Raw genomic sequence first — 13,902 nt, 5'->3', positions numbered from 1 at the left:
GTCCTTGCCGGCGGCCCCGATGGGGGCGCAGCGGTGTGGGAAGGCCTTGGATCTGGTCGCGCTGGCCTTCAATGCTCGGTCGCGCGTTGTCTGAAGACAATAGCGCGCGACCGGTTTTCCGCTTCGATCACACGGTGGTGGATCGATTACGACTCCTTCTTGAACAGGTCCTGGAAGATCAGCGGACCCCAGGTGCGGCCGTGGGCGTGCACCAGCGCGCCGCCCTCGTCGAGTTTTCCCAGGTTGACCGGTGCGAACCCGAGCTGTCTGGCCAGGGCGGCCACGGGCGCGACCGCGTTCTCGTCGTCGCTCGACAGGAAGACGACCCGGTGGCCGCCCTCGACGACCGGATCGGCCGCCAGGGTGGCGGCGACCAGGTGGTTGAACCCCTTGACGAGCCTGGCGCCGGTGAACGCCTTGGCGACGACGGCGGAGGAGGGAATCTCCAGCCCCTCGGGGACCGGAAACAGGTTCGTCGTGTCGACGATGGTCTTGCCCTTCCAGCTGGGCAGCGCCTTGGCGACCTGCGGGTGCGACTCGAAGCGGACCGCCAGGAAGATGATGTCCGCCTTGAGGGCGTCCGCCAGTTTCCTGGGAAGGACCGTGGGTCCGATCGCGGCCGCTTCGGCGGCGAAGCTTTCCGGGTCGCGCGTGGTGGCGACGGAGACCTCGACGCCGTTGCGGGCGAACGCCTTGGCCAGCGCCTGGCCGATCTTGCCGAAGCCGATGATTGCGTAGCTCATGATGTTTTTCCGATCCGTGTCGATCTTGATTTCCCGGCCTTCGACGGCGCCGGGGGGGCGCCGGTTCCCGGTCCGGCGTCAATTCAGATGGCCGAGAAGCCGCCGTCGACGGCCAGCTCCACCCCATTCACGAAGCTTGAATCGTCCGAGGCCAGAAACAGCGCGACCGCGGCGATTTCCTCGGGACGACCCATCTTTCCCCGCGGGATCAGGGATTCGAACATCTGCTTTGCTTCTTCGGTGAGGACCTGGTCCTGCATCGGCGTGGCGATCGGCCCCGGATGCAGCACGTTCACCCGGATGTTCCTGCCCTTGAGTTCGTTGAGCCACCCGCGGGCGAACGCATGCAGCGCCGCCTTGCTGGCCGCATAGACGCTGTAGCCGGGAAAGCCTTTGATCGAAGCCACCGACCCGGTCATGAAGATCGACCCGCCGTCGTTGAGCAGCGGCAGGGCCTTCTGGACCGTAAACAGCGTGCCGCGCGCATTCAGGTTGAAGGCCGCGTCGAAGTGCTGCTCGGTAATCTCGCCCAGCAGGGCGGCTTCGCCGACGCCGGCGCTGGCGTACAGGACGTCGATCTTGCCCTTCTCCCGCTTGACCGTATCGAACAGGCGGTCGAGGTCGGCGAGATTGGACGCGTCGCCGTGCACGCCGGTCACGTTCCGGCCGATCAGTTTGACGGCCTCGTCCAGCGCCTCCTGTCTCCGGCCCGTGATGAAGACATAGGCGCCTTCTTCGACGAACCGTTTGGCGCTCGCCAGCGCCATGCCGCTCGATCCACCCGTGACGACGGCGACCTTGCCTTCAAGCTTTCCCATGACGTCTCTCCTTCGGGGCTCTGTGTTTGGCTGTTCGGGCAGATCCCGAGACGCTCCAGATGGGTCCGCCTGGGTCGGGGGTTGAGTGCGGAAGGGCGCACATCGGTGGTGCGAAAACGATCCGGTTTGACGATCGGTGTCCGCGTGCAAAATCGGGCAACGTTCGTCGACTCGGCCATGGCGACCGCCCATACGGCTGTTCGACGTGCTAGGGACCGGCTTCGGACAGCACACGGCGCGGCGCGGGAATGCACCATGATCGACTGGGATGACGTTCGCTATTTTCTCGCCGTCGCGCGGGCGGGCTCGGTGCGGGCCGCCGCCGAGCGCCTGGGCGTCAACCACGCGACCGTGCTGCGACGCATCGCCCAGCTTGAGAACCGTCTCGGGTCGCAGATGTTCGAAAAGCTGCCTTCGGGCTACCGCCTGACGGCCGCGGGCGAGGAGGTGCTCGAGCTCGCCAACCAGATGGAGGCCTCGTCGCACCAGTTGGAGACCCGCGTCTTCGGGCGCGACCAGAGCGTGCGCGGACGGCTGCGGGTGACCTTGGCGCCGCCCCTGGCGACACACCTGCTCATGCCGGACTTCGCCGATTTCGCGCGTCTGCATCCGGATATCGAGATGGACATCATGTCATCCGGCGAGCTGGCGAACCTGACCAACCGAGAGGCCGACGTGGCGATCCGCGTCGTCTACGAGCGCAAGACCCTGCCGCTCAATCTCCACGGCCTGAAGGGACCGGAGGTGTTCGGCGGCGTCTACATCTCCCGCGATCGACTGGCCGCGCGGCATGCGGGCGGGCCTGATCCCCTGCGGTGGATCGTCATCAGCGCCCATGGCGTTCCGGACTGGGCCAACGAGGGCGAGGTCGGCGCCACCGGGGTTCCCTTCAGGGTCACGGACGTCGGGGCGCAGATCGTCGCCGTGCGGCAAGGGCTGGGGATCACGACGCTGCCGTGCTTCGTCGGCGACGCCGACCCCCTGCTGGCCAGGGCGCCGGGCGTCGACCTGCACCTGTACGGCACGCTCTGGATCCTCACCCAGGGGGAGACGCGCAAGACCAAGCGCGTGCGCCTCTTCACGGAGTTCGTGTCCCGCAGGCTCGCCGCCCACGCTCCACTTCTGGCGGGGCAGTCCATGTCGCGCGACTGAAGCCCAGCAGGTCGCCGGCCACGACCAGCTTGCCGAGAACGGCGATCTCCTCGATTTGGGCCTCGGCGAGGCGCTCCGCTCAGCCGCTCGGGGAGCGCGTTCGTGTCCTCAGGCCGCGCGCCGGGCGTAGAGGAACTCGATCACCGCCGCCCGGGCGTGGACGTAGGTGGGATTCTCGGCCACGGCGAGACGGTCGCGCGGACGGGGGAGGGCCACCTCCAGCACCTGGCCGATCGCGGCGCGGGGACCGTTGGTCATCATCACGATGCGATCCGACAGCAAGGCCGCCTCGTCGACGTCGTGGGTGACCATCAGCACGGTGTTGTTCAGCGCCGCGTGGATCTCCATCACGCTGTCCTGCAGGTGAGCCCGGGTCAGGGCGTCCAGGGCCCCGAACGGCTCGTCCAGCAGCAGCACCTTGGGCTCCATGGCCAGGGCCCGGGCGATGCCGACCCGCTGTTTCATGCCGCCGGAGATCTCGGCCGGCCGCTTGTCCAGCGCGTGGGTCATCTTGACCAGCTCCAGATTGTGCAGCGTCCAGGCGCGGCGCTCGGCGGCGGTCTTGGTCTTGCCGAACACCTTGTCGACCGCCAGCGAGACGTTCTCGCGCACCGACAGCCACGGCAGCAGCGAATGGTTCTGGAACACCACCGCCCGGTCCGGTCCCGGCGCGTTGACCTCTTGCTTGTCGAGGATGACCGCGCCGGTGGTCACCGGCACCAGGCCGGCCACCACGTTCAGCAGGGTGGATTTCCCGCAGCCGGAGTGCCCGATGATCGAGACGAACTCGCCCTTTTCGACCTTCAGGTCGATGCCGGTCAGCACTTCCGAGCGCGCCGCGCCCTTGGCGAAGGTCACGCCGACGCCTTCGATGGAGAGATAGGCCTTGGCCATGGTTATGGTCTCCTAGCTCGCCGCGTTGCCGCGCGAGACGACGTGACCCAGCAGGGCCACCAGACGGTCGAGGAAGAAGCCGGTCAGGCCGACCCAGGCCAGGGCCACGACGATGTCGGAGATCCGCCCGGAATTGTACTGATCCCAGATGAAGAACCCGACCCCGACGCCGCCCAGCAGCATCTCGGAGGCGACGATGGCCAGCCAGCTCATGCCGATGCCGATGCGCAGGCCGGTGAAGATGTAGGGCGTGGTGGCCGGCAGCAGGATCTTGAAGAAGTACTCGACCGGCGACAGCCGCAGCACCTTGGCGACGTTGACATAGTCGGCCGGAATGTTGCGCACGCCGACGGCGGTGTTGATGATGATCGGCCAGATCGAGGTGATGAAGATCACGAACAGGGCCGAGGGCTGGGCCTGCTGGAAGGCGGCCAGCGAGATCGGCAGCCAGGCCAGGGGCGGCACGGTGCGCAGCACCTGGAAGATCGGGTCCAGGCCCCGGTGGGCCCAGCGGTTGGCGCCGATCAGCACGCCCAGCATCACGCCGCAGACCGCCGACAGCGAGAAGCCGACGCCGACCCGGCTGAGGCTGGTCAGCACGTGCCAGAACAGGCCCTTGTCGACCCCGCCCCGGTCGAAGAACGGGTCGGTGATCAGGTCCTTGGACTCGGCCCAGATGTGCAGGGGCGAGGGCACGCCGGTATAGGAGTCGCCGGCCATGACCTGCCAGATCCCCAGCAGGACCAGCAGGGTCACGGCCGGCGGGATCACCGCCGCCGCCGTGGCCCCGGCCCGGCGGCGCAGTTCCGACAGCCGCGAGGCCCGGGGCTCGGCGGCCGGGGGCGGCGGCGGAGCCACCGCCGCCTTGACCTCTCCCATGGCCCCCGCCACGGGTTCGGCCGGTGAAAACGAGGGCTTGGGAAAGGTCATCACCGCGCTCCTAGACCAGTTTCTTGATCGGCTGGCTGGCCAGGTAGGCGCCCGGATTGGCCGGGTCGAACACCTTGCCGTCGAAGAACCGCTCGACACCGCGGCTGTCGCCGGCCGGACCGGTCTGGCCGATGGTCTTGGCGGCCGCGCGCCAGATGTCCGAGCGGTTGACCTTGTTGACCAGGGCCTGGGTGTTGGTCTTCTGGGGTAGCACGCCCCAGCGGATGTCCTCGGTCAGGAACCACAGGTCGTGCGACTTGAACGGGAAGCTGGCGCTATCCGCCCAGAATTTCATCCGGTGCGGCGAGTTCTTCAGCGTCCGGCCATCGCCATAGTCCACCGTGCCCTGCAGGCGGGGCAGGATGTCGCCCATCGGCACGTTGACGTACTGGCGGCCCGAGACGATCGAGCACATGGCCGGCAGGTTCGCGGCCTTGTCGCACCACAGCTGAGCCTCCTGCACGGCGGCGGTGATCGCCTGGGCCGCACGGGGATATCTGTCGACCCAGGCGGCGCGCATGCCCAGCGCCTTTTCCGGGTGGTTCATCCACAGTTCCGAGGTCAGGCAGGCGGTGTAGCCGACATGCTGGTTGACCAGCTGGCCGTTCCACGGCTCGCCGACGCAGAAGGCGTCCTGGGTGCCGGCCTTCATGTTGGCCACCATCTGCGGCGGCGGGATGACGATGGTCGAGACGTCGGTCTCGGGATTGATGCCGCCGGCCGCCAGCCAGTAGCGGACCCACAGGTCGTGGGTGCCGCCGCGGAAGGTCATGGCCACCTTGGCGATGTTGCCGGCCGCCTTCAGCTGCTGGAACTTGGCCTTGGCGCCGGCGCTGTTGAGGCCGACCTTGACCGCCTTCAGGTCGTTGCCGACCGAGATGCCCTGGCCGTTGGTGTTCAAGCGGGCCAGGATGTACATCGGCGTCGGCGCGCCGCCGGTGATCGCCCCGGTCGTCATCAGATAGGGCATGGGCGACAGGATGTGCGCCCCGTCGATGCCGCCGCGCTCCGAACCCAGCACCAGGTTGTCGCGCGTTGCGCCCCACGAGGCCTGCTTGAGCACCTCGATGTCGGGCATGCCGTGCTTGGCGAACAGGCCGCGCTCCTTGGCGATGATCACCGGCGCGGAGTCGGTCAGGGCGATGAAGCCCAGCTTGGCCTTGCCCACCTCGGGGCCGGCGCCGGCGGCGTGGGCCCCGGCCGGGAAGGCGGCCTTGACGGCGGCGACGGTGGCGGCCGCGCCCAACAGGGCGTTGCGACGGGTCAGGCTCATCTCGGAGCCGGCTGCGGTCTTGTCGATCTTGGTCATGAGCTTCAAATCCCGCTGGAGGTCAGAGTTTGTATTCGAGAGTGAACCAGGCCTTGGTCCGCGAGGCCGGCGGCGTCGCCGTGCCGAGCGGCACGGTCTTTTCACGCTGGAAGTCGGCGTACTTCAGCTGGATCGACAGCTTGGGGGTGATGGCGGCGGTGAACTGCAGGTCCCATTCGCGGCCGAGGTCAGCGCCGGTGCGCTGATCGTCGAAGTCGTGGTAGCGGACCAGGAAGTCGGTGTTGAAGAAGTAGGTTCGCTTGAAGCGCGGCTTGACGTTGAACGTCAGATTGGCGTCCTCGATGCCGTCGACGAAGCTCTTGTTGCCGCCGGGCGAGACGAAGGCGTCGGACCAGCCCTGGAAGGCGTGGACGGTGGCCAACGGCGTGGTGAAGCCTCGGGTTCCGTTGCCCTCGAGCGACTCGTAACTGGCCTTGACCGTGTAGATGTCGAAGGTGCCGGCGACGTCGCCGCCGAAATAGGCCAGGTCGAAGTTGGGCGTATTGCCGTGATACTCCGACTGCTTGGCGTAGGTGGCGTTGTAGGCCAACTGGTAGAGGCCGACCCAGGTCTTGCCCGAGGCCTTGACCCCCTTGGTCAGCGACGAGTTGACCGCCGAATTGCCGAAATCCAGGGCGTAGACGAAGCCTTGCAGCCGCAGGGCCTCGGCCGGCGACCATGTGACGTTCAGCAGATGGCTGTCTGAGTCCCAGTCCCGGAGTTCACCCAGGATGCGGTTGATGTGGGTGACATAGGCGTAGGTCCCCTTGACCCGGCCAAGAGCGAAGTCGGCGCGGACGGCGTCGAAGGTCTGCTCGTCCTGGCGCCAGCCGACATTACCGACGAAGCGCTGGTCGTCGAGCAGGATGCGCTGGCGGCCGGCGGTGACCTGCAGGGCGGCGCCGGGCGTCCAGGTCAGCTGGGCGCGGTTCAGCTCGGTGACGTCGGGGTCGTTGACAACCGGATAGCGGGCCTTGTCGGCGCCGTTCAGCGGGGCGGTGGCCGCGCCGGGAACGTTGACGGCGTAGTGCTCGGGGCCGGCCTGGCGGACGTCCTCGAATTCGATCAGGCCCTTGACGCCCTTGAACTCGCCGGTCTCCCAGCCAAGGCGGGTGCGGATGGTGAAGGCCGAGGCGTCGTCCTTCAGGGTGGCGGTCTTGGTCTGGTCGACGCTCTCGTAGCGGGCCCGGACTTCGAGGATCAGCTTGCCGGCCATGATCTGGTCGCTGATGGTCGGCGGCGGAGCGGGCGGCGGCGGCGGCTCGACGACGTCCGCGGCGGGTTCGGCGGTGGCCGGAACGGGCTCCGGCGCCGATTGCGCATAGGCCGTCCCGCCCAACATCAGGGCGCAGAAAGCCGTGCTGCAACGCAGCATTCCTCGCAGTCTTGTCATGCTCTAGTCCCCCAATAGACCAAAAAAAACGCCCGGCGGGATCGCTAGGAGCGATCTCTCCGGACGTCGTTGTCCAAACGGTACCGCACGGCTACATCGCCCTACGGCGGCCCTCTCGGGCCATCGCGGAACGTCGTTGTCCCGCGTGTTGGGAGCAGGAGGGGGCCGGTCGAGCGTCGCGGCAATCCGAAAACTCCACCATGTCGCATCGCAACATGAAAAGGCGGCGATTTGCATAGCAGCGGTGCACGGACGATGGGGGCGCTGCCCGGATTTCGCGCGTTTGATGACGTTGGCGGATCAGCGTCGGGCGGCAGGTCCGCTAGCTTTTCGGCAGGAAGGGCGCCCAGGCCTCGACCAGCACGCCGGGAAAGGCGCTGGTCAGCGAGATGTGGCCGCTGACGAACTCCAGGCGCAGGCGCATGCCCGCCAGACCGACGCCAGTGGTCGCCGAGGCGCTTTCCGCCAAGCCCACGCCGTAGTCCCGGATCGACAGCAGGACCATCTCGCCGGCCTGGCGCAGGCCGATCGTGGCGCGAGGGCTGCCGGAGTGCCGGTGCACATTGGCCAAGGCCTCCTGGGCGACGCGATACAGCGCCACCTCGGTCGGCCGGGCCATCTTGGGAAAGTCGTCGGCGATGTCGATCTGCAGCGACAGCCCCGTGCGCCGCGCGAAGCCTTCGGCCATCTGCCGGATGGCCGGGCCAAGACCCATCTCCTCCAGGGCCGGGGGATGCAGCACGTAGGACAGGCTGCGGATCTCCTCTAGGGCGTTGACCAGCAGGGCCTCAATCTCGCCTCGGATCTTTTCGGCGCGGCCCTCCACCTTCATCGCGCCTAGCATCAGCTTGGCGCCGGTCAGGTACTGGGCGGTGCCGTCGTGAAGCTCGCGGGCGATGCGCCGACGCTCGTCATCCTCGGCGTGCAGCAGCGCGGCGGTGGCGCGTCCCAGGGCCGCCTGGGCGTGGCGTTGAACGGTGATGTCCTCCTGCGCCACGATCACCAGCGTACGCCCGTCGCTGGAGACGCGGGTGGCGGTCATCCGGGCCCACAACGGTCCGTTGGCCAGGTCCATCTGATATTCGTGGCGGAAGGGTCCCGGCTCGCCCGCCAGCAGTCCTCGCAGGCCCACGGCTGCTTCGCCGGCGCCCAAGCCGTCGCAGAACCCAACATAATTCAGGCCCAGTCCATGGTTTTCCACCGGCAGCGCGTTGAACTCGGCAAAGCGCGCCCAGGCGTCATTCACAGCGATGATCTCGCCCTCGGCGTTCAGGATCGCCACGTTCGCCGTGACGGTGTCGAGGACGGATTCGGGCAAACCAGACGCGGACCATGCGCTCATCTCGTGAGCCGTGTGCATTCAGTATCGAGCCTTATGTTTGATCGTTCGTGGCGCCCCAGCGGTTATGCGAGATTCGCGGGATGAGGACGCGACAACACCGCGGATATTTTTCAGCGCCCGCTGCTTCGGGGGGAAAACTACATTTTTCGAGATGCAGGGGTTGGAATAGATCCTGACGTCGGTCACGAACGACAGGGAAGATCTCCTTCCGGAACATTTCGAGCGGCGCTTCGGGCGACGGGAAATCGCTCCCGCGTGTCGCCCAAGGCTAGACCTTTGCGGCCATACGCCAAGCGGGAATAAGGTCCAGCGCCGTCCTTGCGGGATGTGCGCGTGGCGCCATTTTCGGAATCTCGGCAAGATGTCCTGGTGTCCGACCAGTTTTCCCTCTTCGACGCGCCGGCGATCACGGACCGGCTGTTCTTCGCGATCTTTCCCGATCCGGCGACGGCGGCGACCATCGCCCAGCGCGCTGACGCCTTGCGGGGCGCGCACCAACTGACCGGCCGACCGCTGGCGCCCGAGCGGTTTCACATCACCCTGCATCACCTGGGCGACCATGCCGGCGTGCGACGCGACATCGTGGCGATGGCCAGCCAGGCGGCCGACGCGATGACCACTCCATCCTTCGAGGTCACGTTCGATCGCGCCGCCAGCTTCCACAACGGCGGCAACAACCCGTTCGTCTTGCAAGGCGGCGACGGTCTCGAGGCGCTGAAGGCTTTCCAGCGCGATCTCGGCCTGGCGATGGCGCGGGCCGGCCTGGGCAAGTTGGTCGACCGGAGCTTCACGCCGCACGTGACCATGCTCTACGACCGGCGGCTGGTCACCGAGCAAGCCCTTTCGCCCATCCGGTGGACCGTCGATGGCTTCACCCTGGTCCACAGCCTGCTGGGGCGGACCGAGCACATCCCGCTGGCGCGATGGACGTTACGCTGAAGGTGGCGAGCGATCCGCGATTGGGCCGAACCAAACGCCGCCTGGCGCATTGTCCAGCTGTATCCCCTTGATTTGAACTCGCCCCCGAGCCTTCAAGCTCCGGGGCTTTTGTCGTGTCAGACGATCGTCGGCGGCTTCAGCAGGGTTGCGACATTGCCGAGCGACTCACGCAATAGCGACGCCTTGGCCGGGCCGCCCAGCGAGATACGCAGGCCGGCGGGGGCGTCGGGGGTGACGGCGAAGGCGTCCGCCCCGACCAGCGCCAGGCCGCGCGCCGCCCCCAAGGCGCGAAGGCCGCCCGCGTCGAGGCCGGCCGGGATGTCCAGCCAGACATGAAGCCCCTCGGCGTCGCCGCGGGCGGCGGGCAGGAGCTCGGCGGCGATGGCCCGGCGCGCCCGGGCTTCCAGCCGCACGCCGGCCAGAACCCGCTCGGCGGCGCCGTCGCGGATCCAGCGCACGGCCACCGCCGTGATCAGCGGCGATCCCATCAGGGCCGTGGCGTGCAGGGCGTCGGCGATCCGCTGGGCCATCGCGTCGGTGGGAGCCGCCAGAAAAGCGGTGCGTAGGCCCGGCGACAGCGTCTTGGACAGGGTGGCGATGTGGAAGGTCCGTGCTGGCACCAGGGTGGCGAGGGCGGGCAGGGGGCTGTCGAACAGGCGATTATAAGGGTCGTCCTCGATCAGCCAGGCCGCGCTGGCGGCCACGACGGCCGCGATCTCGCGGCGGCGCGCCAGGCCCATGGTGGTGGCGACAGGGTTGCGGGTGGTCGGAACCAGATAGACGGCCGCCGGCCGGTGCTCGGCGCAAAGCCCGGCCAGGGCTTCAGGCAGGAAGCCTTCGTCGTCGACCGGACAGGCGATCAGGCTCAGGCCCAGCCGGGCGGCCAGAGCGATAATCCCGGGATAGGTCAGGGGCTCGACCACCAGCGCGGCGCCCGGCCCGGCGATCGTGGTCAGAACCGCCGTCAGGGCCGATTGCGCGCCGGGACAGACCACGATCCGTTCGGGTCCGACGTCGCCCAGAGTCGCCGCCAGCCAGGCCGCACCGGCCGCGCGCTGTCCCGGCGTCCCGGGACCGGCGTGATAGGCCATCAGGGTCGCCACGTCGGTGCGGTCGAGAATCGCGGCGGTCGTTTCCTTCAGCAGCGCCGCCAGCGACACGCCCTGGGGCGGCGGCGGCAGATTCATGCTGAGGTCGATAAGGCCGGCCTCGTCGTCGACGGCGCGGCGGCGCACGAAGGTGCCGCGGCCCACCGCGCCCTCGACCAGGCCGCGGGCTCGGGCGGCGCCATAGGCTCGGGTGACCGTTGTGAAGTCGATGCCCAGCTGGTCGGCCACGGCCCGCTGGGGCGGCAATTGATCGCCCGGCTGCAACTCGCCCTCGCGGACGGCCGTTTCAAGGGCCTCGACCAGCGCCAGATAGATCGGCCGGCCTTGGCCAGTGCGGACGCGCCGCAGCCAGCCAGCCGTGGGGCGATCCCGTGTCATGGTTGCTTTTCCATGAGATGATACATACATTGTGTAAAGAATGTATGCAACAAGGCGCTCATTGTATGGAACGGCCGCTCACCACACCCTTCGACAACCCGACCAGCCTGCGGGCGGGCTTGCTCTGCCGCTGTCCGCGCTGCGGCGAGGGCAAGCTGTTCGGCGGTTTCCTGCGCCTGGCCAAGCAGTGCGATCGTTGCGGGCTGGACTACAGCTTCGCCGACCCAGCGGACGGCCCAGCCTTCTTTGTCATGACCGGCGTGGGCATCCTGGTCATCGCGGTCTGGGCGTGGGCGGTGATCGCCTGGAGCCCGCCGCTGTGGGCGCAGTTCGCCACCGTCTTTCCGGCGTTGCTGATCGGGTGTCTGGGCACGCTGCGGCCGGTCAAGGCCTGGCTGGTCGCCGAGCAATACATTCACAACGCCAGCGAAGGCGGCGCCTCCAGCGTCCAGAAGCGGTAGGCGAGGGCGGCGCGGGCGGGCGTTCTTCACGGTCACGATTCTGTAAACTGGCCTCGCCTAGCCTGTCCTCTGATTTCCCGCTCTGCGCTCAGAGTGATCTGTACCGGCGCCGGTGCTAGGGCGGGGTCATCGACGAGACCCCCATCGCACCCGCGCGCCATGGAGCAAGCCCGCCAAGGTGTAGGGCTCGCCGCGACGCCGGCCCGACCTATCGCGGCCTCGAGTAACCGTGACCAAGGTCGTGGCATGAAGACGAAAAGGGCGCTCGGCGTCATCCTGACCACAGTGACGCTCGACGCGGTCGGCGTGGGCCTGGTCCTGCCGATCATCCCGCGCCTGCTCCGCGAGGTCGGCCACACCAGCGACCTCGGCTGGCGGTTCGGGGCCTTCCTGGCGCTCTACGCCCTGATGCAGTTCGCCTGCGCGCCGATCCTGGGCGCGTTCAGCGACCGCTTCGGCCGGCGGCCGGTGCTGCTGGCGTCCCTGGCCGGGGCGGCGGTCGATTATCTGTTCCTGGCCCTGGCGCCGTCGTTCTGGTGGCTGTTCGTCGGGCGGGCCATCGCCGGCCTGACCGGGGCCAGCGGCGCGGTGGCCTCGGCCTATATCGCCGACATCAGCCCGGCCGAGCACCTGACCCGGCGCTTTGGTTATGTGAGCGCCTGTTTCGGTCTGGGTTTCATCGCCGGGCCGGTAATCGGCGGCCTGCTGGGCGACGTCTGGGTGCGGGCTCCGTTCTTGGCGGCGGCGGCCCTGAACGGCCTGAACTTCCTGGTGGCGCTGCTGGTCCTGCCCGAGTCCCACCAGGGGCGCGGCGGCAAGATCACGCTTTCCAGCTTCAACCCGCTGGGGCCGATGCGCTGGGCGTTCAGCTTTCCGACCCTGGCGCCGCTGCTGGCGGCCTTCGTGATCCTGGCCGTCGTCGGCGAGGTCGGCGGCACGGTCTGGGTGCTCTATGGCGAGGACCGGTTCGCCTGGAACGGCCTGACGATCGGCGTGTCGCTGGCGGGCTTTGGCCTGTTCCACGCCCTGGCCCAGGCCTTCGTGGCGGGACCGATCAGCGAGCGCTGGGGCGAGAAGCGGGCCCTGGCGATCGGCATCGTCGCCGATGCGACCGCCTATGTGGCCATAGCCCTGGTCTCCCGGGGCTGGGTGGCGTTCCTGTTGCTGCCGCTGTTCTGCCTGGGCGGCGTCGGCGGACCGGCGCTGCAGTCGCTGCTGTCGTCGCGGGCGGGGGAGGCGCACCAGGGCCGGTTGCAGGGCGTCCTGGCCAGCCTGACCGGCGTCTCGTCGGTGATCGCGCCCCTGCTGATCAGCCAGCTCTACTTCGCCTCGCGCGGCGTGTTTCCAGGCCTGGTCTGGCTGGCCGGCGCGGCGCTCTACCTGCTGTGTCTGCCGGTGTACTTCAGCCGGGCGCTGAAGGCGCCTCGCGTCGAATCCGCCTAGGACCGCCCGCCCGAGCACAGCGGCGCGGCGACGATCTCGGCCAGCACCGTGCGGTCGTTGACCTGGGCGCGCTGGCGATAGTGCTCCAGGTGGTGCGGAACCAGGACCGCCAGGGCCGTGGCCGAGCCGCCGGCGAGGATCGCCACCGGCCACGCGCCCAGCAGGGCCCGCAGGCCGCGCGCCGAGGCGCCGGTCAGCAGGGCCAGAAGTCCCAGCGCGCAGCACAGCACGGCGGACGCCTAGGCCGGGACCGCTTCGCCGTGACAGGCCTTGGCCGGCGCGGCGTCCTCGTATTCGTCGTGGCGGCGCATCCAGTCCATGGAGCCTTCCTCGTTGCGGCCCAGGGGCGCGCGGTCGAGGATCATGTAGGTCCCGATCAGTTCCTCGCCGCCGCGGCCGTAGCTGGAATAGGTGTGGAACACCTGGCCAGTCTCGTCCTTGTAGAACGAACTCATGCCCGGAAGTTCGTTGGCGTCCTCGCCGGCGGGCTCGAAATTGTAGGTGGCGCCGGCCGCGATCGTCTGGGGCGTGAACGACACGCCGAAATCGTAGTTGAAGTCGCTCTCGAACGACGAGACCCACGGAAAGGTCCAGCCCATCCGGGCCTTGTAGGCGGCGATCTTGTCCAGCGGCGCGCGCGACACGGCGATCAGGGTGACGTCGTGATGGTTCAGGTGGGGCAGGGTCCCGTCCAGGTGATCGGCCAGGAACGAGCAGCCCGGACAGCCGGCGTCCCAGTCGGGCGGCAGCATGAAATGGTAGACCACCAGCTGGCTTCGGCCGTCGAACAGCTCGGCCAGGGTCTTTTTGCCGCTCGGCGTATCGAAGGCGTAGGCCTTGTCGACCTTGACCCAAGGCAGGGCCAGCCGCTCGGCGGCGTTGCGGTCACGCAACTGGGTCTCTTCCTTTTCGTGGGCCAGCAGCGCCTTGCGCGCCTCCAGCCATTCCTCGCGCGATGCGACCTTGTGGTTGGGCATGGTTGTTCTCCCTG

At 68.3% G+C, this 13,902-nt stretch carries 14 protein-coding genes; 4 read left to right on the top strand and 10 right to left on the bottom strand.

What is annotated here, in order from left to right:
- Positions 1-146: 146 nt before the first annotated feature.
- Complete coding sequence (locus J2X41_RS01160) at positions 147-743, bottom strand: NADPH-dependent F420 reductase (RefSeq protein WP_310078949.1); 597 nt, start codon at positions 741-743, stop codon at positions 147-149.
- Positions 744-826: 83 nt separating this feature from the next.
- On the bottom strand, positions 827-1,561 hold the full coding sequence (locus tag J2X41_RS01155) for an SDR family oxidoreductase (RefSeq protein WP_310078948.1): 735 nt from the start codon (positions 1,559-1,561) through the stop codon (positions 827-829).
- Between the two features lie 255 nt (positions 1,562-1,816).
- Between J2X41_RS01155 and J2X41_RS01150 the strand changes: the two genes are divergently transcribed.
- Positions 1,817-2,713: a LysR family transcriptional regulator gene (locus J2X41_RS01150; RefSeq protein ID WP_310078946.1), complete on the top strand. Its 897-nt coding sequence runs from the start codon at positions 1,817-1,819 to the stop codon at positions 2,711-2,713.
- Between the two features lie 108 nt (positions 2,714-2,821).
- On the opposite strand, the gene J2X41_RS01145 is transcribed toward J2X41_RS01150, so the two are convergent.
- The 5 genes from J2X41_RS01145 to J2X41_RS01125 all read right to left on the bottom strand — a co-directional run bounded on the left by J2X41_RS01145 (position 2,822) and on the right by J2X41_RS01125 (position 8,557).
- Positions 2,822-3,607 (bottom strand): ABC transporter ATP-binding protein, encoded by a 786-nt coding sequence (locus tag J2X41_RS01145; protein ID WP_310078944.1) that lies wholly within the window; start codon positions 3,605-3,607, stop codon positions 2,822-2,824.
- A 12-nt stretch (positions 3,608-3,619) separates the two neighbouring features.
- Positions 3,620-4,486 carry a nitrate ABC transporter permease gene (ntrB, locus tag J2X41_RS01140; protein ID WP_404979866.1) on the bottom strand — a complete coding sequence of 289 codons (867 nt, stop codon included), beginning with the start codon at positions 4,484-4,486 and terminating at the stop codon, positions 3,620-3,622.
- Positions 4,487-4,547: 61 nt separating this feature from the next.
- The gene (locus tag J2X41_RS01135; RefSeq protein WP_310078939.1) at positions 4,548-5,846 is read right to left on the bottom strand and encodes a CmpA/NrtA family ABC transporter substrate-binding protein; all 1,299 of its coding nucleotides are present in this window, start codon (positions 5,844-5,846) and stop codon (positions 4,548-4,550) included.
- A 22-nt stretch (positions 5,847-5,868) separates the two neighbouring features.
- Positions 5,869-7,188 carry an alginate export family protein gene (locus tag J2X41_RS01130; protein ID WP_310079836.1) on the bottom strand — a complete coding sequence of 440 codons (1,320 nt, stop codon included), beginning with the start codon at positions 7,186-7,188 and terminating at the stop codon, positions 5,869-5,871.
- Positions 7,189-7,561: 373 nt separating this feature from the next.
- Positions 7,562-8,557, bottom strand: a complete 996-nt coding sequence (locus J2X41_RS01125; protein ID WP_310078937.1) for a histidine kinase — start codon at positions 8,555-8,557, stop codon at positions 7,562-7,564.
- Positions 8,558-8,950: 393 nt separating this feature from the next.
- Here J2X41_RS01125 and thpR point away from each other — a divergent pair, with 393 nt between their 5' ends.
- Positions 8,951-9,520 carry an RNA 2',3'-cyclic phosphodiesterase gene (thpR, locus tag J2X41_RS01120; RefSeq protein WP_310078935.1) on the top strand — a complete coding sequence of 190 codons (570 nt, stop codon included), beginning with the start codon at positions 8,951-8,953 and terminating at the stop codon, positions 9,518-9,520.
- 116 nt (positions 9,521-9,636) lie between these two features.
- Here the strand turns inward: thpR and J2X41_RS01115 are convergent, their stop codons facing one another.
- On the bottom strand, positions 9,637-11,007 hold the full coding sequence (locus J2X41_RS01115; protein WP_310078933.1) for a PLP-dependent aminotransferase family protein: 1,371 nt from the start codon (positions 11,005-11,007) through the stop codon (positions 9,637-9,639).
- A gap of 65 nt (positions 11,008-11,072) precedes the next feature.
- Between J2X41_RS01115 and J2X41_RS01110 the strand changes: the two genes are divergently transcribed.
- Positions 11,073-11,468, top strand: a complete 396-nt coding sequence (locus J2X41_RS01110; RefSeq protein WP_310078931.1) for a DUF983 domain-containing protein — start codon at positions 11,073-11,075, stop codon at positions 11,466-11,468.
- 246 nt (positions 11,469-11,714) lie between these two features.
- A complete protein-coding gene (gene tet, locus J2X41_RS01105) occupies positions 11,715-12,911 on the top strand; it encodes a Tet(A)/Tet(B)/Tet(C) family tetracycline efflux MFS transporter (RefSeq protein ID WP_310078929.1) in 1,197 nt (398 codons plus the stop codon).
- On the opposite strand, the gene J2X41_RS01100 is transcribed toward tet, so the two are convergent.
- On the bottom strand, positions 12,908-13,141 hold the full coding sequence (locus J2X41_RS01100) for a hypothetical protein (RefSeq protein WP_310078928.1): 234 nt from the start codon (positions 13,139-13,141) through the stop codon (positions 12,908-12,910). The genes tet and J2X41_RS01100 overlap by 4 nt on opposite strands.
- A 9-nt stretch (positions 13,142-13,150) precedes the next feature.
- Positions 13,151-13,888, bottom strand: coding sequence for a thioredoxin family protein (locus J2X41_RS01095; RefSeq protein ID WP_310078927.1), 738 nt, complete (start codon positions 13,886-13,888; stop codon positions 13,151-13,153).
- Positions 13,889-13,902 lie beyond the last annotated feature (14 nt).

The sequence above is a fragment of the Caulobacter sp. BE254 genome (assembly GCF_031457295.1).
Lineage (GTDB): Bacteria > Pseudomonadota > Alphaproteobacteria > Caulobacterales > Caulobacteraceae > Caulobacter.
Note: the sequence above shows the minus strand (reverse complement) of the source record. Positions and strands in the feature narration are given on the sequence as shown.

Excerpts from the sequence above, each read along its gene's own strand:
- J2X41_RS01150 (WP_310078946.1), top strand. The coding sequence starts at position 1,817 with ATGATCGACTGGGATGACGTTCGCTATTTTCTCGCCGTCGCGCGGGCG.
- J2X41_RS01155 (WP_310078948.1), bottom strand. The coding sequence starts at position 1,561 with ATGGGAAAGCTTGAAGGCAAGGTCGCCGTCGTCACGGGTGGATCGAGC.
- ntrB (WP_404979866.1), bottom strand. The coding sequence starts at position 4,486 with ATGGGAGAGGTCAAGGCGGCGGTGGCTCCGCCGCCGCCCCCGGCCGCC.
- tet (WP_310078929.1), top strand. The coding sequence starts at position 11,715 with ATGAAGACGAAAAGGGCGCTCGGCGTCATCCTGACCACAGTGACGCTC.
- J2X41_RS01110 (WP_310078931.1), top strand. The coding sequence starts at position 11,073 with ATGGAACGGCCGCTCACCACACCCTTCGACAACCCGACCAGCCTGCGG.
- J2X41_RS01115 (WP_310078933.1), bottom strand. The coding sequence starts at position 11,007 with ATGACACGGGATCGCCCCACGGCTGGCTGGCTGCGGCGCGTCCGCACT.
- J2X41_RS01160 (WP_310078949.1), bottom strand. The coding sequence starts at position 743 with ATGAGCTACGCAATCATCGGCTTCGGCAAGATCGGCCAGGCGCTGGCC.
- J2X41_RS01135 (WP_310078939.1), bottom strand. The coding sequence starts at position 5,846 with ATGACCAAGATCGACAAGACCGCAGCCGGCTCCGAGATGAGCCTGACC.
- J2X41_RS01145 (WP_310078944.1), bottom strand. The coding sequence starts at position 3,607 with ATGGCCAAGGCCTATCTCTCCATCGAAGGCGTCGGCGTGACCTTCGCC.
- J2X41_RS01130 (WP_310079836.1), bottom strand. The coding sequence starts at position 7,188 with ATGTTGGGCGGGACGGCCTATGCGCAATCGGCGCCGGAGCCCGTTCCG.
- J2X41_RS01095 (WP_310078927.1), bottom strand. The coding sequence starts at position 13,888 with ATGCCCAACCACAAGGTCGCATCGCGCGAGGAATGGCTGGAGGCGCGC.